The sequence below is a fragment of the Paraburkholderia gardini genome, from assembly GCF_907164545.1.
In the GTDB taxonomy this organism is placed as follows: domain Bacteria; phylum Pseudomonadota; class Gammaproteobacteria; order Burkholderiales; family Burkholderiaceae; genus Paraburkholderia; species Paraburkholderia gardini.
In genome coordinates this window covers 18,282-35,822 of record NZ_CAJQZB010000053.1, presented here as the reverse complement: position 1 = coordinate 35,822, position 17,541 = coordinate 18,282, and the positions used below count along the sequence as shown (strand labels likewise).

Annotated in this window: 12 protein-coding genes and 4 tRNA genes; all 16 read left to right on the top strand. The window is 59.2% G+C overall.

The window, feature by feature from the left end; genetic code table 11:
• Nucleotides 1-210 precede the first annotated feature (210 nt).
• The 16 genes from LPA37_RS26075 to rpsG all read left to right on the top strand — a co-directional run bounded on the left by LPA37_RS26075 (nt 211) and on the right by rpsG (nt 17,424).
• A tRNA-Tyr gene (locus LPA37_RS26075) sits at nt 211-296 on the top strand.
• A gap of 38 nt (nt 297-334) precedes the next feature.
• Nucleotides 335-408 (top strand) — tRNA-Gly (locus tag LPA37_RS26070).
• A gap of 15 nt (nt 409-423) precedes the next feature.
• Nucleotides 424-498, top strand: a tRNA-Thr gene (locus tag LPA37_RS26065).
• Nucleotides 499-561: 63 nt separating this feature from the next.
• On the top strand, nt 562-1,752 hold the full coding sequence (gene tuf, locus LPA37_RS26060) for an elongation factor Tu (protein WP_063497539.1): 1,191 nt from the start codon (nt 562-564) through the stop codon (nt 1,750-1,752).
• A gap of 66 nt (nt 1,753-1,818) precedes the next feature.
• A tRNA-Trp gene (locus LPA37_RS26055) sits at nt 1,819-1,894 on the top strand.
• 36 nt (nt 1,895-1,930) lie between these two features.
• On the top strand, nt 1,931-2,311 hold the full coding sequence (gene secE, locus LPA37_RS26050; RefSeq protein ID WP_228983643.1) for a preprotein translocase subunit SecE: 381 nt from the start codon (nt 1,931-1,933) through the stop codon (nt 2,309-2,311).
• 1 nt (nt 2,312) lies between these two features.
• Nucleotides 2,313-2,870, top strand: coding sequence for a transcription termination/antitermination protein NusG (nusG, locus tag LPA37_RS26045; RefSeq protein WP_027797944.1), 558 nt, complete (start codon nt 2,313-2,315; stop codon nt 2,868-2,870).
• Nucleotides 2,871-3,022: 152 nt separating this feature from the next.
• Nucleotides 3,023-3,454, top strand: a complete 432-nt coding sequence (gene rplK, locus LPA37_RS26040) for a 50S ribosomal protein L11 (protein ID WP_025496715.1) — start codon at nt 3,023-3,025, stop codon at nt 3,452-3,454.
• Nucleotides 3,455-4,153 (top strand): 50S ribosomal protein L1, encoded by a 699-nt coding sequence (gene rplA, locus LPA37_RS26035; protein WP_228983641.1) that lies wholly within the window; start codon nt 3,455-3,457, stop codon nt 4,151-4,153.
• A gap of 303 nt (nt 4,154-4,456) precedes the next feature.
• Nucleotides 4,457-4,954: a 50S ribosomal protein L10 gene (gene rplJ, locus LPA37_RS26030; RefSeq protein WP_228882685.1), complete on the top strand. Its 498-nt coding sequence runs from the start codon at nt 4,457-4,459 to the stop codon at nt 4,952-4,954.
• A gap of 63 nt (nt 4,955-5,017) precedes the next feature.
• Nucleotides 5,018-5,392, top strand: coding sequence for a 50S ribosomal protein L7/L12 (rplL, locus tag LPA37_RS26025; protein ID WP_228882677.1), 375 nt, complete (start codon nt 5,018-5,020; stop codon nt 5,390-5,392).
• A 372-nt stretch (nt 5,393-5,764) separates the two neighbouring features.
• On the top strand, nt 5,765-9,871 hold the full coding sequence (gene rpoB, locus LPA37_RS26020) for a DNA-directed RNA polymerase subunit beta (protein WP_228983639.1): 4,107 nt from the start codon (nt 5,765-5,767) through the stop codon (nt 9,869-9,871).
• 21 nt (nt 9,872-9,892) lie between these two features.
• On the top strand, nt 9,893-14,131 hold the full coding sequence (gene rpoC, locus LPA37_RS26015; RefSeq protein ID WP_228983638.1) for a DNA-directed RNA polymerase subunit beta': 4,239 nt from the start codon (nt 9,893-9,895) through the stop codon (nt 14,129-14,131).
• A gap of 206 nt (nt 14,132-14,337) precedes the next feature.
• Nucleotides 14,338-16,185 (top strand): DNA helicase RecQ, encoded by a 1,848-nt coding sequence (gene recQ, locus LPA37_RS26010; protein WP_228983636.1) that lies wholly within the window; start codon nt 14,338-14,340, stop codon nt 16,183-16,185.
• A 208-nt stretch (nt 16,186-16,393) separates the two neighbouring features.
• A complete protein-coding gene (rpsL, locus tag LPA37_RS26005; protein ID WP_035935550.1) occupies nt 16,394-16,774 on the top strand; it encodes a 30S ribosomal protein S12 in 381 nt (126 codons plus the stop codon).
• A 179-nt stretch (nt 16,775-16,953) separates the two neighbouring features.
• The gene (gene rpsG, locus LPA37_RS26000) at nt 16,954-17,424 is read left to right on the top strand and encodes a 30S ribosomal protein S7 (protein ID WP_006053291.1); all 471 of its coding nucleotides are present in this window, start codon (nt 16,954-16,956) and stop codon (nt 17,422-17,424) included.
• The last annotated feature ends 117 nt before the right edge of the window (nt 17,425-17,541 follow it).

Sequence of the window (17,541 nt, the reverse complement as noted above, 5' to 3'; positions counted from 1 at the left end):
GAAACGACTCCACGCCGATGATAGTGCGGATTGCCCGTGTGAAAGTAGGTAATCGTCAGGCTCCCCAGCAGCAACAGAAACCCCATCCCAAAAAGGTGGGGTTTCTGCGTTTACACCGCCATCACTTATAAGTGAGAACTAGTGGGTTTGGAACACTCAGGCAGCGCTTGACAACAAGATGATGTTCCCCCACAATCATCAGTTCTCTGCGGAGGGGTGCCCGAGTGGCTAAAGGGGGCAGACTGTAAATCTGTTGGCTTACGCCTACGTTGGTTCGAATCCAACCTCCTCCACCAGAATGCAAGTTGAAGCAGTTGGGAATCGATGGGCCAGTGCGGGTGTAGCTCAATGGTAGAGCAGAAGCCTTCCAAGCTTACGACGAGGGTTCGATTCCCTTCACCCGCTCCAGCGTCAAGAAGTAGCGCCCATGTGGCTCAGTGGTAGAGCACTCCCTTGGTAAGGGAGAGGTCGGCAGTTCGATCCTGCCCATGGGCACCAGCGGTAATCGGTGATTGTTTGCGCCCGGCGCAACGTACGGAAAAATCCTCTTAGGAGTCGAAAATGGCCAAAGGCAAGTTTGAGCGGACCAAGCCGCACGTGAACGTCGGCACGATCGGTCACGTTGACCACGGCAAGACCACGCTGACGGCAGCGATCACGACGGTGCTGACCAAGAAGTTTGGTGGCGAAGCGAAGGCGTACGACCAGATCGACGCGGCGCCGGAAGAAAAGGCGCGTGGCATCACGATCAACACAGCGCACGTTGAGTATGAAACGGCGAACCGCCACTACGCGCACGTCGACTGCCCGGGCCACGCTGACTATGTGAAGAACATGATCACGGGCGCAGCGCAGATGGACGGCGCGATCCTGGTGTGCTCGGCTGCAGACGGCCCGATGCCGCAAACGCGTGAGCACATCCTGCTGGCGCGTCAGGTCGGTGTGCCGTACATCATCGTGTTCCTGAACAAGTGCGACATGGTGGACGACGCCGAGTTGCTGGAACTCGTCGAGATGGAAGTGCGCGAGCTGCTGTCGAAGTACGACTTCCCGGGCGACGACACGCCGATCATCAAGGGTTCGGCCAAGCTGGCGCTGGAAGGCGACACGGGCGAGCTGGGCGAAGTGGCGATCATGAACCTGGCTGATGCGCTGGACACGTACATCCCGACGCCGGAGCGCGCAGTGGATGGCGCGTTCCTGATGCCGGTGGAAGACGTGTTCTCGATCTCGGGTCGCGGCACGGTGGTGACGGGTCGGGTTGAGCGCGGCGTGGTGAAGGTCGGCGAAGAAATCGAAATCGTGGGTATCAAGCCGACGGTGAAGACGACCTGCACGGGCGTGGAAATGTTCCGCAAGCTGCTCGACCAGGGTCAGGCGGGCGACAACGTGGGTATCCTGCTGCGCGGCACGAAACGTGAAGACGTGGAGCGTGGCCAGGTGCTGGCCAAGCCGGGTTCGATCAACCCGCACACGCACTTTACGGCTGAGGTGTATGTGCTGAGCAAGGACGAAGGTGGCCGTCATACGCCGTTCTTCAACAACTATCGTCCGCAGTTCTACTTCCGTACGACGGACGTGACGGGCTCGATCGAGTTGCCGAAGGACAAGGAAATGGTCATGCCGGGCGACAACGTGTCGATTACGGTGAAGCTGATCAACCCGATCGCGATGGAAGAAGGCCTGCGCTTCGCCATCCGTGAAGGTGGCCGTACCGTCGGCGCCGGTGTCGTCGCAAAGATCCTCGAGTAAGCCAGTTACCTCTCGTAGGTCTTGATGTTTTCGGGGTTGGCGATACCGTCAACCCCAAAATGGTTTAGGGGTATAGCTCAACTGGCAGAGCGTCGGTCTCCAAAACCGAAGGTTGGGGGTTCGATTCCCTCTGCCCCTGCCAAATTCTCGCGCCGCATGTGGCGCACGTTAAGGTGTTATGGCGAATCCTTCCGTCGAAACTGTAAATACTTCTGGCGACAAGCTGATGTTGATCGCCGGCGTATTGCTGGTCTTGGCCGGGTTCGTGGGGTTCTTCTGGCTTGGCGGCCAGGAATGGTACATCCGCGGAGCGGCTCTGGCTGTTGGCGCTATCGCTGGTGTCGCAGTCGGTCTTGTCTCTGCCCCCGGTAAGGGTTTCATCGCCTTCGCCAAGGACTCGTACAAGGAAGTTCGCAAGGTTGTCTGGCCGACTCGCAAAGAGGCGACGCAGACGACTCTCGTGGTCTTCGGGTTTGTGCTGGTTATGGCGCTGTTTCTCTGGATTAGCGATAAATCCATTGAATGGGTGATTTTCTCGGTGATTCTGGGTTGGAAATGATATGAGCGATACGCCGGCATCTCCGAGTGGTAAACGTTGGTACGTCGTGCACGCCTATTCCGGCATGGAAAAGAGCGTGCAACGTGCGCTTCAGGAGCGCATCGATCGTGCCGGCATGCAGGACAAGTTTGGTCAGATCCTCGTCCCAACCGAAGAGGTTGTGGAGGTGAAGGGTGGCCACAAGTCCGTTACTGAGCGTCGTTTCTTCCCGGGTTACGTGCTCGTCGAAATGGAAATGACCGACGAAACATGGCATCTCGTGAAGAACACGGCGAAGGTGACCGGCTTTGTGGGCGGTGCGCGTAACCGTCCGAGTCCGATTTCCCCGAGGGAAGTCGAAAAGATCATGTCGCAGATGCAGGAAGGCGTGGAAAAGCCGCGCCCGAAGACCCTGTTCGAAGTGGGCGAGATGGTCCGCGTGAAGGATGGTCCGTTCACGGACTTCAATGGCAGCGTCGAAGAAGTGAACTACGAAAAATCGCGCGTCCGTGTGTCCGTCACGATTTTTGGGCGGGCAACACCTGTTGAGCTCGAATTCGGGCAGGTCGAAAAGCTGTAAATCAGATTCTACGGGTCTCGCTAGCTGGCGTGACCCGTATTTCGCGCTTACGGTCCGCGCAATGGCCGTTGAGGAGCGTCAGTAGCCTGATTCACGGCGAAAGCGCGCTACCACTCATCTGAACGCTCATGCGTTCCAACGAGGTTTTCCAAATGGCAAAGAAAATCATCGGCTTTATCAAGCTGCAGATTCCTGCAGGTAAAGCCAACCCGTCGCCGCCGGTCGGTCCGGCACTGGGTCAGCGCGGTCTGAACATCATGGAGTTCTGCAAGGCGTTTAACGCGCAGACTCAAGCGATGGAACCGGGTCTGCCGATTCCGGTCGTGATCACTGCATTCGCCGACAAGAGCTTCACGTTCGTTCTGAAGACGCCGCCGGCTACGGTTCTGATCAAGAAGGCAGCGAAGATCGACAAGGGTTCGGCCAAGCCGCATACCGACAAGGTCGGCAAGATCACGCGCGCTCAAGCTGAAGACATCGCCAAAACCAAGATGCCTGACCTTACGGCAGCTGATCTTGATGCAGCGGTCCGCACAATCGCTGGTAGCGCCCGCTCGATGGGCATCACCGTGGAGGGCGTGTAAATGGCCAAGCTTTCGAAGCGTCTGCAAGCATTTGCAGCCAGGATTGATCGCCAGAAGCTGTACGCGATCGATGAAGCCCTGTCGCTCGTGAAGGAATGCGCAAGCGCGAAGTTCGATGAATCGATCGACGTCGCAGTGCAACTCGGCATCGATGCGAAGAAGTCGGACCAGGTCGTTCGCGGCTCGGTTGTTCTGCCCGCAGGTACGGGTAAGTCGGTTCGCGTTGCTGTGTTCGCGCAGGGCGAGAAAGCCGAACAGGCTCGTGCAGCCGGCGCGGAAATCGTCGGTATGGAAGATCTGGCAGAACAGGTCAAGGCCGGTAACCTGAACTTCGACATCGTGATCGCTTCGCCGGACACGATGCGCGTTGTCGGTACGCTGGGCCAGATCCTCGGTCCCCGCGGCCTGATGCCGAATCCGAAGGTCGGTACGGTTACGCCGGATGTGGCTACCGCAGTCAAGAACGCAAAGGCTGGTCAAGTTCAGTTCCGCGTCGACAAGGGCGGTATCATCCACGCGACGATCGGGCGTGCTTCGTTCGAGTCGACGGCTCTGCGTAGCAACCTGAATGCGCTGGTCGACGCACTGCAAAAGGCCAAGCCGGCCACGAGCAAGGGCGTTTATCTGCGTAAGGTCGCGCTGTCGAGCACGATGGGCGTGGGTGTCCGCGTCGATCAGGCAACGCTCGCAGCACAGTAAGGAATTCTTCCGTTGCGGCGCAAGCTGCAGCGGGTTTATGGGCTTTGGGCGGTCGTGAGATGGCAGTTTGCATCGAACGGCCGGTTATCAAAGACCGTTGGCGGGATCGCTGCAAGCAGGCGCTCCCTTAATGCAAAGCCAACGCAGATGGCGAACCCGAAATAGTTTTGTAGTGGTGATGCCGGTTGTCGTTCGCAATGCTGCGGACACCCAACTGGCTGAAATACTCCTGACACGTCGGACGCCGTTGTTGAACGCGGTACACAAGGCAACCGCCACGTGTATCGAATCTGGAGGCTAACCGTGCCACTCAACAAAGAAAGTAAGCAGGCCGTCGTCGCTGAGGTTTCCGCGCAAGTCGCGAAAGCCCAGACCGTCGTTCTGGCTGAGTATCGTGGGATTGCGGTTGGCGATCTGACCAAGCTGCGCGCGAAAGCGCGTGAGCAACAGGTGTACTTGCGCGTGTTGAAGAACACGCTGGCGCGTCGCGCTGTCGAAGGTACCCCGTTCGCTCCGCTGGCAGAGCAGATGACTGGCCCGTTGATCTACGGCATCTCGGAAGATGCGATTGCTGCTGCGAAGGTCGTCAATGACTTCGCGAAGGGCAATGACAAGTTGATCATCAAGGCTGGTTCTTTTGACGGCAACGTGATGGACAAGGCCGGCGTGCAAGCGCTTGCCAACATTCCGAGCCGCGAAGAACTGCTCTCCAAGCTGCTCTACGTTATGCAAGCACCTGTTTCTGGCTTCGCGCGCGCTCTGGCCGCGCTGGCTGAAAAGAAACAAGGCGAAGCGGCTTAACGCATTTCAGTTGGGCGTAACTGATCGCTGGCTGTATCCGAATTCAATTTAGGAGTATTTCAAATGGCAATCGCAAAAGATGACATCCTCGAAGCCGTAAGCTCGATGTCGGTTCTGGAACTGAACGAACTGGTCAAGGCGTTCGAAGAGAAGTTTGGCGTGTCGGCAGCTGCTGTTGCAGTGGCAGGCCCGGCAGGCGGCGGTGCTGCAGCCGTTGCTGAAGAGCAAACCGAATTCACGGTCAACCTGACGGAAGTCGGCGCGAACAAGGTTTCGGTCATTAAGGCCGTTCGCGAACTGACGGGTCTCGGCCTGAAGGAAGCGAAGGACCTGGTCGACGGCGCACCGAAGCCTGTTAAGGAATCGGTACCGAAGGCTGCTGCTGAAGAAGCCAAGAAGAAGCTGGAAGAAGCCGGCGCGAAGGCTGAAATCAAGTAAGTTTCAGCGCGCTGTGCGAAGGCTGGCGGTTTTCCACCGCCGGCCTTTTTGTGCTTTTTGGGGACAAAGTTTTTGCCAGAATTTTTCGGTAAAAGCGAGGCCCCAGAAGCCAAAGAAAATCGCCCTTCGGTAACATTGACTGGTGTTTTTCTTTGTCTTCTGAAGCGACTGCAGAAGGCAAGTTTGGTCGGGTAGCGGGCAACACAGGCATCCGCTGCCGTCAGCCAGCGGTTGGTAGCGGCCAACCACCAAGCTTTCAGGCTCGTTCAAGCCATCATCGGACGGCCATCGGGTCTCAGTCGGTGAACACTCGGGTTGTCTCATCAAGGTATCCTGCCTCGACAACAATGCCCGCCGTGATTCGGAGATCGTATGCAATATTCCTTCACCGAGAAGAAGCGTATTCGCAAGAGTTTTGCGAAGCGCCCCATCGTTCACCAGGTTCCTTTCCTGCTGGCTACCCAGCTTGAATCATTCAGCACGTTTCTGCAAGCTGACACGTCGTCGACGCAACGCAAACCGGAAGGTCTGCAAGCCGCGTTCACGTCGGTTTTCCCTATTGTTTCCCATAACGGTTTCGCTCGTCTGGAGTTCGTCAGCTACATGCTGTCGCCGCCGGCATTCAACATCAAGGAATGTCAGCAGCGCGGTTTGACGTACTGCTCGGCCCTGCGCGCGAAAGTGCGTCTCGTCCTGCACGACAAGGAATCACCGAGCAAGCCGGTCGTCAAGGAAGTGAAAGAGCAGGAAGTGTACATGGGCGAAATTCCGCTCATGACGCCGACCGGTTCGTTCGTCATCAACGGTACGGAACGCGTGATCGTTTCGCAGCTGCACCGTTCGCCGGGCGTGTTCTTCGAACACGACAAGGGCAAGACGCACAGCTCGGGCAAGCTCCTGTTCTCGGCACGTATCATTCCTTACCGTGGTTCGTGGCTCGATTTCGAGTTCGACCCGAAGGACGTGCTGTATTTCCGCGTCGACCGTCGCCGCAAGATGCCGGTCACGATTCTGCTGAAGGCCATCGGCCTCACGCCGGAACAGATCCTCGCGAACTTCTTCGTGTTCGACAATTTCACGCTGATGCCGGAAGGCGCGCAGATGGAATTCGTGCCGGAGCGTCTGCGTGGTGAAGTCGCACGTTTCGATATCTCGGATCGTGATGGCAACGTGATCGTCCAGAAGGACAAGCGGATCAACGCCAAGCACATTCGCGACCTCGAAAACGCGAAGACGAAGTTCATTTCGGTTCCGGAGGACTATTTGCTCGGTCGCACGCTGGCGAAGAATGTCGTCGACGGCGAAACGGGTGAAGTCATCGCGAACGCGAACGACGAAATCACCGAGACCGTGCTGGAAAAGCTGCGCGAATCGAAGGTGAAGGACATTCAGACGCTCTACACGAACGATCTGGATCAGGGGCCGTACATTTCGTCGACGCTGCGAATCGACGAAACCGCCGACCGTATGGCTGCACGCATCGCGATCTATCGCATGATGCGTCCGGGCGAGCCGCCGACTGAAGAAGCAGTCGAGGCGCTGTTCAACCGTCTGTTCTACAGCGAAGACGCGTACGACCTCTCGAAGGTGGGTCGTATGAAGTTCAATCGCCGCGTTGGTCGCGATGAAATCATCGGACCGATGACGCTGCAGGATGACGACATCCTCGCGACGATCAAGATTCTCGTCGAATTGCGTAACGGCAAGGGCGAAGTCGACGACATCGATCACCTGGGCAATCGTCGCGTGCGTTGCGTCGGCGAACTGGCGGAAAACCAGTTCCGCGCAGGGCTCGTGCGTGTCGAACGCGCGGTGAAGGAGCGTCTGGGTCAGGCTGAAAGCGAAAACCTGATGCCGCACGACCTGATCAACTCGAAGCCGATTTCGTCGGCGATTCGCGAGTTCTTCGGTTCGTCGCAGCTGTCGCAGTTCATGGACCAGACGAACCCGCTGTCGGAAATCACCCACAAGCGCCGTGTATCGGCTCTTGGCCCGGGCGGTTTGACGCGTGAGCGCGCTGGCTTTGAAGTCCGCGACGTGCACCCGACCCACTATGGCCGCGTGTGCCCGATTGAAACGCCGGAAGGTCCGAACATCGGCCTGATCAACTCGCTCGCACTGTATGCGCACCTGAACGAATACGGCTTCCTCGAAACGCCGTATCGCAAGGTCGTGGACAGCAAGGTGACGGATCAGATCGACTATCTGTCGGCGATCGAAGAAGGCCGTTACGTGATCGCCCAGGCGAACGCGGCTGTGGCTGAAGACGGCACGCTGACCGACGAACTGGTGTCGTCGCGTGAAGCGGGCGAAACGCTGATGGTCACGCCGGACCGCATCCAGTACATGGACGTGGCGCCGTCGCAGATCGTGTCGGTGGCTGCTTCGCTGATTCCGTTCCTCGAGCACGATGACGCGAACCGCGCGTTGATGGGGTCGAACATGCAGCGTCAGGCTGTGCCGTGTCTGCGTCCTGAAAAGGCCGTGGTCGGTACGGGTATCGAACGCACGGTGGCAGTCGACTCGGGTACGACCGTTCAGGCATTCCGCGGTGGCGTGGTGGATTACGTCGACGCAGGCCGCATGGTGATCCGCGTGAACGACGACGAAGCCGTTGCTGGCGACGTCGGCGTGGACATCTACAACCTGATCAAGTACACGCGTTCGAACCAGAACACGAACATCAACCAGCGCCCGATCGTGAAGGTCGGCGACATCGTGTCGCGTGGCGACGTGCTGGCTGACGGTGCATCGACCGACCTCGGCGAACTGGCACTCGGCCAGAACATGCTGGTCGCGTTCATGCCGTGGAACGGCTACAACTTCGAAGATTCGATCCTGATCTCGGAGAAGGTGGTTGCGGACGACCGTTACACGTCGATCCACATCGAAGAACTGAACGTCGTAGCTCGCGATACGAAGCTCGGACCGGAAGAAATCACGCGCGACATCTCGAACCTGGCTGAAGTGCAACTCGGCCGTCTCGATGAGTCGGGCATCGTCTACATCGGCGCTGAAGTCGAAGCAGGCGACGTGCTGGTTGGCAAGGTCACGCCGAAGGGCGAAACCCAGCTGACGCCGGAAGAAAAGCTGCTGCGCGCGATCTTCGGTGAAAAGGCTTCGGACGTGAAGGACACGTCGCTGCGCGTGCCGTCGGGCATGAGCGGCACGGTCATCGACGTGCAGGTGTTCACGCGTGAAGGCATTCAGCGCGACAAGCGTGCGCAACAGATCATCGACGATGAACTGAAACGCTATCGCCTCGACCTGAACGACCAGCTGCGTATCGTGGAAGGCGACGCGTTCCAGCGTCTCGCACGTATGCTGACCGGCAAGGTCGCGAACGGCGGTCCGAAGAAGCTCGCGAAGGGTACGAAGATCGAACAGGCCTACCTGGAAGATCTCGACCATTACCACTGGTTCGACATCCGCCTCGCGGACGAAGAAGCAGCCGCACAGCTCGAAGCCATCAAGGACTCGATCGAACAGAAGCGTCACCAGTTCGATCTCGCGTTCGAAGAAAAGCGCAAGAAGCTCACGCAAGGCGACGAACTGCCGCCGGGCGTGCTGAAGATGGTCAAGGTGTACCTGGCAGTCAAGCGCCGCCTGCAGCCTGGCGACAAGATGGCCGGCCGTCACGGTAACAAGGGTGTCGTGTCGAAGATCGTTCCGATCGAAGACATGCCGTACATGGCCGATGGCCGTCCGGCTGACGTCGTGCTGAATCCGCTCGGCGTGCCATCGCGGATGAACGTGGGTCAGGTTCTCGAAGTGCATCTGGGTTGGGCCGCGAAGGGTCTCGGCTGGCGTATCGGCGAAATGCTGCAGCGTCAGGCGAAGATCGCTGAACTGCGCGAATTCCTGACCAAGATCTACAACGAGTCGGGCCGCGCTGAAGAGCTGGATACCTTCACGGACGACGAAATCGTCGAACTGGCGAAGAACCTGCGCGAAGGCGTTCCGTTTGCCACGCCGGTGTTCGACGGTGCGACGGAAGAAGAAATGTCGCGCGCGCTGGATCTGGCGTTCCCGGACGACATCGCGAAGAACCTCGGCATGACGCCGTCGAAGAATCAGGTTCGTCTGTACGACGGCCGCACGGGCGAAATGTTCGAACGTACGGTGACGGTGGGCTACATGCACTACCTGAAACTGCACCACTTGGTCGACGACAAGATGCACGCACGTTCGACCGGTCCGTACTCGCTCGTCACGCAGCAGCCGCTGGGTGGTAAGGCGCAGTTCGGTGGCCAGCGTTTCGGCGAAATGGAAGTGTGGGCGCTCGAAGCGTACGGCGCATCGTACGTGCTGCAGGAAATGCTGACGGTGAAGTCGGATGACGTGACAGGCCGGACCAAGGTGTACGAGAACCTGGTCAAGGGCGATCACGTGATCGATGCAGGCATGCCGGAATCCTTCAACGTGCTCGTGAAGGAAATCCGCTCGCTGGGTATCGACATCGACCTCGACCGCAACTAATCGGACTACGGAGAGAAGGCAATGAAAGCTCTGCTCGATCTATTCAAGCAAGTCCAACAAGAAGAAGTTTTTGACGCGATCAAGATCGGTCTGGCCTCGCCAGACAAGATCCGTTCGTGGTCGTTCGGTGAAGTGAAGAAGCCGGAAACCATCAACTACCGGACGTTCAAGCCGGAACGCGATGGTCTGTTCTGCGCGAAGATTTTCGGGCCGATCAAGGACTACGAATGCCTGTGCGGCAAGTACAAGCGCCTGAAGCACCGCGGCGTGATCTGCGAGAAGTGCGGCGTTGAAGTCACGCTGGCGAAGGTGCGTCGTGAACGGATGGGCCACATCGAACTGGCCTCGCCGGTTGCGCACATCTGGTTCCTGAAGTCGCTGCCGTCGCGTCTGGGCATGGTGCTCGACATGACGCTGCGCGACATCGAACGCGTGCTGTACTTCGAAGCATATGTGGTGATCGATCCGGGCATGACGCCGCTGAAAGCGCGGCAGATCATGACGGAAGAGGATTACTACAACAAGGTCGAAGAATACGGTGACGAATTCCGTGCCGAAATGGGCGCGGAAGGCGTTCGCGAGCTGCTGCGCGCGATCAACATCGACGAACAGGTCGAGATGCTGCGCACCGAACTCAAGAACACGGGTTCGGAAGCGAAGATCAAGAAGTACGCGAAGCGCCTGAAAGTGCTCGAGGCTTTCCAGCGTTCGGGCATCAAGCCTGACTGGATGGTGCTCGAAGTGCTGCCGGTGCTGCCGCCGGAACTGCGTCCGCTGGTGCCGCTGGACGGCGGCCGTTTCGCGACGTCGGACCTGAACGACCTGTATCGCCGCGTGATCAACCGTAACAACCGGTTGAAGCGCCTGCTCGAACTGAAGGCGCCTGAAATCATCGTCCGCAACGAAAAGCGGATGCTGCAGGAAGCCGTCGATTCGCTGCTCGACAACGGTCGTCGCGGCAAGGCCATGACGGGTGCGAACAAGCGTCCGCTGAAGTCGCTCGCCGACATGATCAAGGGTAAGGGCGGTCGTTTCCGTCAGAACCTTTTGGGTAAGCGCGTCGACTACTCGGGCCGTTCGGTCATCGTGGTCGGCCCGACGCTCAAGCTGCATCAGTGCGGTCTGCCGAAGCTGATGGCGCTCGAACTGTTCAAGCCGTTCATCTTCAACAAGCTCGAAGTGATGGGTGTCGCAACCACCATCAAGGCTGCGAAGAAGGAAGTCGAGAACCAGACGCCGGTGGTGTGGGACATTCTCGAAGAGGTCATTCGCGAACATCCGGTCATGCTGAACCGTGCGCCTACTCTCCACCGTCTTGGCATTCAGGCTTTCGAGCCGGTGCTGATCGAAGGCAAGGCGATCCAGCTGCACCCGCTCGTTTGCGCGGCGTTCAACGCCGACTTCGACGGTGACCAGATGGCTGTTCACGTTCCGCTGTCGCTCGAAGCGCAGATGGAAGCGCGCACGCTGATGCTGGCGTCGAACAACGTCCTGTTCCCGGCCAACGGCGATCCGTCGATCGTGCCGTCGCAGGATATCGTGCTCGGCCTGTACTACGCGACCCGTGAAGCTGTGAACGCGAAGGGCGAAGGCCTGACGTTCACCGGCGTGTCGGAAGCGCTGCGTGCGTACGAGAACAAGGAAGTCGAGCTGGCCTCGCGCGTCAACGTGCGGATCACGGAAATGGTCCACAACGAAGACACGTCCGAAGGTGCGCCGAAGTTCGTGCCGAAGATCACGCTGTACCCGACTACCGTCGGCCGTTCGATCCTGTCGGAAATCCTGCCGCCGGGACTGCCTTTCTCGGTGCTGAACAAGCCGTTGAAGAAGAAGGAAATCTCGCGCCTCATCAACACGGCATTCCGCAAGTGCGGTCTGCGCGAAACGGTGATTTTCGCCGACCAGTTGATGCAGTCGGGTTTCCGTCTGGCAACGCGCGCGGGTATCTCGATCTGCGTCGACGACATGCTCGTGCCGCCGCAGAAGGAAACCATCGTCGGCGACGCCGCGAAGAAGGTGAAGGAATACGACCGTCAGTACATGTCGGGTCTCGTCACCGCGCAGGAACGCTACAACAACGTGGTCGACATCTGGTCGGCAACGTCGGAAGCGGTCGGCAAGGCGATGATGGAGCAGCTATCGACGGAACCGGTCACGGATCGCGACGGCAAGGAAACGCGCCAGGAATCGTTCAACTCGATCTACATGATGGCCGATTCGGGCGCTCGCGGCTCCGCAGTGCAGATTCGTCAGCTGGCCGGTATGCGTGGCCTGATGGCGAAGCCGGACGGCTCGATCATCGAGACGCCGATTACGGCGAACTTCCGCGAAGGCCTGAACGTGTTGCAGTACTTCATCTCGACCCACGGTGCACGTAAGGGTCTGGCTGATACGGCACTGAAGACGGCAAACTCGGGTTACCTGACGCGTCGTCTCGTCGACGTGACGCAGGATCTCGTCGTGGTCGAGGACGATTGCGGTACGTCGAACGGCGTCGCAATGAAGGCGCTGGTTGAAGGCGGTGAAGTCGTCGAAGCGCTGCGTGATCGTATTCTCGGTCGTGTTGCGGTGGCGGACGTCGTCAATCCGGAAACGCAGGAAACGCTGTACGAATCGGGCACGCTGCTCGACGAAGACGCAGTGGAAGAAATCGAGCGCCTCGGCATCGACGAAGTGCGCGTGCGCACGCCGTTGACCTGCGAAACGCGTTACGGCCTGTGCGCAGCCTGCTATGGCCGCGACCTGGGTCGTGGCTCGTCGGTGAACGTCGGTGAAGCAGTGGGCGTGATCGCTGCACAGTCGATCGGTGAACCGGGCACGCAGCTGACCATGCGTACGTTCCACATCGGTGGTGCGGCATCGCGTGCGGCGGTAGCTTCGTCGGTTGAAGCGAAATCGAACGGTACGGTGCGTTTCACGGCGACGATGCGTTACGTCACCAACGCGAAGGGCGAGCAGATCGTCATCTCGCGTTCGGGTGAAGCGATGATCACTGACGACCACGGTCGTGAGCGTGAACGTCACAAGGTGCCGTACGGTGCCACGCTGTTGCAGCTCGACGGCGCGCAGATCAAGGCAGGCACGCAGCTGGCCACGTGGGATCCGCTGACGCGTCCGATCATCACCGAGTGGGGCGGTACGGTGAAGTTCGAAAACGTCGAGGAAGGCGTGACGGTCGCGAAGCAGATCGACGATGTGACCGGTCTTTCGACCCTGGTCGTGATCGACGTGAAGCGCCGCGGTTCGCAGGCAGCGAAGAGCGTGCGTCCGCAGGTGAAACTGCTCGACGCAAGCGGCGAGGAAGTGAAGATCCCGAACACCGAGCATTCGGTGCAGATCGGCTTCCAGGTCGGTGCGCTGATCACGGTCAAGGACGGCCAGCAGGTGCAGGTCGGTGAAGTGCTCGCACGGATCCCGGTTGAATCGCAGAAGACTCGCGACATTACCGGTGGTCTGCCGCGTGTGGCCGAACTGTTCGAAGCGCGCTCGCCGAAGGACGCCGGCATTCTGGCGGAAGTCACCGGCACGACGTCGTTCGGTAAGGACACGAAGGGCAAGCAGCGTCTCGTTATCACGGACCTCGAGGGCAACCAGCACGAGTTCCTGATCGCGAAGGAAAAGCAGGTTCTGGTGCACGATGGTCAGGTCGTCAACAAGGGCGAAATGATCGTCGACGGGCCGGCGGATCCGCACGACATCCTGCGTCTGCAGGGTATCGAGGCGCTGTCGCGTTACATCGTGGACGAAGTGCAGGACGTGTACCGTCTGCAGGGCGTGAAGATCAACGACAAGCACATTGAAGTGATTGTTCGTCAGATGCTGCGTCGTGTGCAGATTTCGGACAACGGCGATACGCGTTTCATCCCGGGCGAACAGGTCGAGCGGTCGGACATGCTCGACGAAAACGACCGGATGATCGCGGAAGACAAGCGTCCGGCAACGTACGAAAACGTGCTGCTCGGTATCACGAAGGCGTCGCTGTCGACCGATTCGTTCATCTCCGCGGCGTCGTTCCAGGAAACGACTCGCGTGCTGACCGAAGCGGCGATCATGGGCAAGCGCGACGATCTGCGCGGGCTGAAGGAAAACGTGATCGTCGGCCGTCTGATTCCGGCCGGTACGGGTCTCGCGTTCCACAAGGCACGCAAGAGCAAGGAACTGTCCGACCGCGAGCGTTTCGACCAGATCGCAGCGGAAGAGTCGTTCGAATTCGGCACGCCGGAAACCCCGGCAGCCGAACAGCAGCACTCGGGCGAGTAAGTTCAGCGCGGCGCAAGCCGCCTGGCCTCTCGGCCTGCAAAGCCGTCCGGTTTCGACTGGGCGGCTTTTTTTTTCGCCTGCATCCGAGGCTTTTTTACTGGCCGACTGGCTAACGTTGGCAGAAGAGGCGGGCGCAAGCCGAATGCGTTGGTAAAATTCGTGTGCCCGGCATCGCGCTGTTTCCCTTCCTGTCTCCGCCCTATTAAATGTCCCGATCGCTCGAAATTCTCAACGAAGTTTTTGGTTATCCCGCGTTTCGCGGGCAACAGGGCGAGATTGTCGAACATGTCGCCGCGGGTGGTGATTCGCTGGTGCTGATGCCAACGGGCGGAGGCAAATCGCTGTGTTACCAGATTCCCTCGCTGGTCCGACGCGAGGCGGGTTTTGGCGCCGGCATCGTTGTGTCGCCACTGATCGCGCTCATGCAGGATCAGGTTGCGGCATTGAAGGAGGTCGGTGTTCGCGCGGCGTATCTGAATTCCACGCTGTCGGGTGCCGAAGCGGCTGCGACCGAGCGCGCCCTGCGCGACGGAGAAATCGATCTTCTTTACGTCGCGCCGGAACGCCTGATGACACCCCGTTTTCTCGAGTTGCTCGAGCGTTCGCGCATTGGCCTTTTCGCCATCGACGAAGCGCATTGCGTGTCGCAATGGGGTCACGATTTCCGGCCGGAATACATCCAGTTGTCGGTGCTGCACGAGCGTTTCCCGACGGTACCGCGCATCGCGCTTACAGCGACCGCGGATGCAATCACGCGCGACGAAATCGTCCACAATCTCGCGCTCGACGATGCGCGCATTTTCGTGTCGAGCTTCGATCGTCCGAATATCCGCTATCGCATTGCCGAAAAGGACAATGCGCGGGCGCAATTGCTGGACTTCATCCGTGCTGAACATTCGAGAGCCGATGGCACGACGGACGCAGGCGTCGTGTATTGCCTGTCGCGCCGTAAGGTCGAAGAAACTGCAGAATGGCTCAAGGGTCAGGGTGTGCGTGCGCTGCCGTATCACGCAGGAATGGAATTCGAGATTCGTCAGAAACACCAGGAAATGTTCCAGCGCGAGGAAGGTATCGTGATGTGCGCGACCATCGCTTTCGGCATGGGTATCGACAAGCCGGACGTGCGCTTTGTCGCCCACATGGATCTGCCCAAAAGCGTCGAAGGCTATTATCAGGAAACGGGGCGCGCGGGCCGCGATGGCATGCCGGCGAACGCCTGGATGGCGTATGGCCTCGGAGACGTCGTTCAGCAACGCAAGATGATCGACGAATCGGATGCGGACGAAGCGCACAAGCGCGTTCAGACCGGCAAGCTCGACGCGTTGCTGGGGCTTTGCGAGACGGCGTCATGCCGGCGCGTGCGGCTGCTCGCGTACTTCGGCGAATCCAGTCAGCCGTGCGGCAACTGCGACACCTGTATCGAACCCCCGGCGTCGTGGGACGCGACGCGCGAGGCGCAAATGGCGCTTTCGTGCGTGTTCCGGGCGCAACGCGCGAGCGGTTTTCATTTTGGTGCCGGCCATCTGATCGACATCCTGCGAGGTAACCGAAGCGAAAAGATCCTGCAGCGCGGCCACGAGAAGCTGAGCACGTTTGGTATCGGTGCGGCGCTGTCGGAGCCGGAGTGGCGGGCCATCTTCCGGCAACTCGTCGCCTTTGGCTTCCTGACGGTGGACCATCAGGGTTACGGGTCGCTTGTTCTCACCGAAGCGAGCAAGGCGGTGCTAAAGAGTGAGCAGCAGGTCACACTGCGTCGCTACGTTAAACCGACGCGCACGCGTCAATCGTCGGGCCGCACAAGCGAGCGGGCCGATCCGACTCTTGGCATGGGGCCGCGTGAACGCGCCCGCTGGGAGCGTCTGCGCACGTGGCGTACCGAGACGGCGCGCAGCGACGGCGTGCCCGCCTACGTCATCTTCCACGATGCCACGCTCGCGGAAATTGCCCGCAGCAGCCCGAGCACGGTCGAAGATCTGCGCCACATTCCCGGCATGGGCGTGCGCAAACTCGACCGCTTTGGCGAAGAACTGCTCGAAGTAGTCGCAGCCGACTGATCTCTTGCGCTGCAGGCGCGGCGTGAATCCGCGCAAGCTGTTGACTCCCTTAGCATTTTCGGAATATTATGCTAGGTTCCGGTTCTTGGAATGCCTATGCGCGAAGTCAATTCGCGTTGTGCGTAAGAGGATCGGAGCTCGATTCGCAATCGTTTCTGCTTTGCCCGGAAATGATTGCGTCGATTTTGTTCAATTTCAGGAATAAACAATGCCAACCATCAATCAACTGGTTCGCAAAGGCCGCGCTTCGGAAACTGTGAAGAGCAAGAGCCCGGCCTTGCAGGACTGCCCCCAGCGTCGCGGCGTGTGCACCCGTGTGTACACCACGACGCCGAAGAAGCCGAACTCGGCACTTCGTAAGGTCGCCAAAGTGCGCCTGACGAACGGCTTCGAAGTCATTTCGTACATCGGTGGTGAAGGCCACAACCTGCAGGAACACTCGGTCGTGCTGATTCGCGGCGGCCGTGTGAAGGACTTGCCGGGTGTGCGTTACCACATGGTTCGTGGTTCGCTGGATACCCAGGGCGTCAAGGATCGTAAGCAGGCTCGCTCGAAGTACGGTGCGAAGCGTGCCAAGGCTGGCAAGTAATTAGCCGGCAAGTAGTTTCAGGTCGCCTGAAAGGGCGGTAATAGCGGTGGTACCGGATTCGCCGGTGCTGTCGAGTAAGTGGTCACCCGACCAGGCTGGTAAGTCGTCAGGGATGAATCGGGTTAGTTGGTGGCCGCGGGGCTCAGCAGAGCTCCAACTGAAAAAGTAAAGGAAGAAACATGCCGCGTCGTCGCGAAGTCCCCAAGCGGGAAGTGTTGCCGGATCCGAAGTTCGGTAACGTAGATGTAGCCAAGTTCATGAACGTGCTGATGCTGTCCGGCAAGAAGTCGGTTGCTGAGCGCATCGTGTACGGCGCTTTTGAACAGATCCAGACAAAGGGTGGCAAGGACCCGCTGGAAGTGTTCACGGTAGCGCTCAACAACGTGAAGCCGGTGGTCGAAGTGAAGAGCCGTCGCGTTGGTGGTGCGAACTATCAGGTTCCGGTCGAAGTGCGTCCGTCGCGTCGTATGGCATTGGCGATGCGTTGGCTGCGTGAGGCTGCGAAAAAGCGCAGCGAGAAGTCGATGGCCCTGCGTCTGGCAGGTGAACTTTCCGAAGCGGCTGAAGGCCGTGGCGGCGCGATGAAAAAGCGCGACGAAGTTCACCGGATGGCAGAAGCCAACAAGGCGTTCTCGCATTTCCGTTTCTAAGCTTCCCGACCCCGGGTTAGTAGAAAAATCGGAAAGAAATTCCGGGCGGGTGCGCTTACAAAGCGCCTCGCCCGTTTGTGTTACAGCGCGATCGGCATTTTCTCGCATCGCGTTATC

What these genes read in the sequence shown, in the direction of transcription:
- rplL (WP_228882677.1), top strand. Translation starts at nt 5,018, where the DNA reads ATGGCAATCGCAAAAGATGACATCCTCGAAGCCGTAAGCTCGATGTCG.
- rpoB (WP_228983639.1), top strand. Translation starts at nt 5,765, where the DNA reads ATGCAATATTCCTTCACCGAGAAGAAGCGTATTCGCAAGAGTTTTGCG.
- rplA (WP_228983641.1), top strand. Translation starts at nt 3,455, where the DNA reads ATGGCCAAGCTTTCGAAGCGTCTGCAAGCATTTGCAGCCAGGATTGAT.
- rpsG (WP_006053291.1), top strand. Translation starts at nt 16,954, where the DNA reads ATGCCGCGTCGTCGCGAAGTCCCCAAGCGGGAAGTGTTGCCGGATCCG.
- secE (WP_228983643.1), top strand. Translation starts at nt 1,931, where the DNA reads ATGGCGAATCCTTCCGTCGAAACTGTAAATACTTCTGGCGACAAGCTG.
- rplK (WP_025496715.1), top strand. Translation starts at nt 3,023, where the DNA reads ATGGCAAAGAAAATCATCGGCTTTATCAAGCTGCAGATTCCTGCAGGT.
- rpsL (WP_035935550.1), top strand. Translation starts at nt 16,394, where the DNA reads ATGCCAACCATCAATCAACTGGTTCGCAAAGGCCGCGCTTCGGAAACT.
- nusG (WP_027797944.1), top strand. Translation starts at nt 2,313, where the DNA reads ATGAGCGATACGCCGGCATCTCCGAGTGGTAAACGTTGGTACGTCGTG.
- recQ (WP_228983636.1), top strand. Translation starts at nt 14,338, where the DNA reads ATGTCCCGATCGCTCGAAATTCTCAACGAAGTTTTTGGTTATCCCGCG.
- tuf (WP_063497539.1), top strand. Translation starts at nt 562, where the DNA reads ATGGCCAAAGGCAAGTTTGAGCGGACCAAGCCGCACGTGAACGTCGGC.
- rpoC (WP_228983638.1), top strand. Translation starts at nt 9,893, where the DNA reads ATGAAAGCTCTGCTCGATCTATTCAAGCAAGTCCAACAAGAAGAAGTT.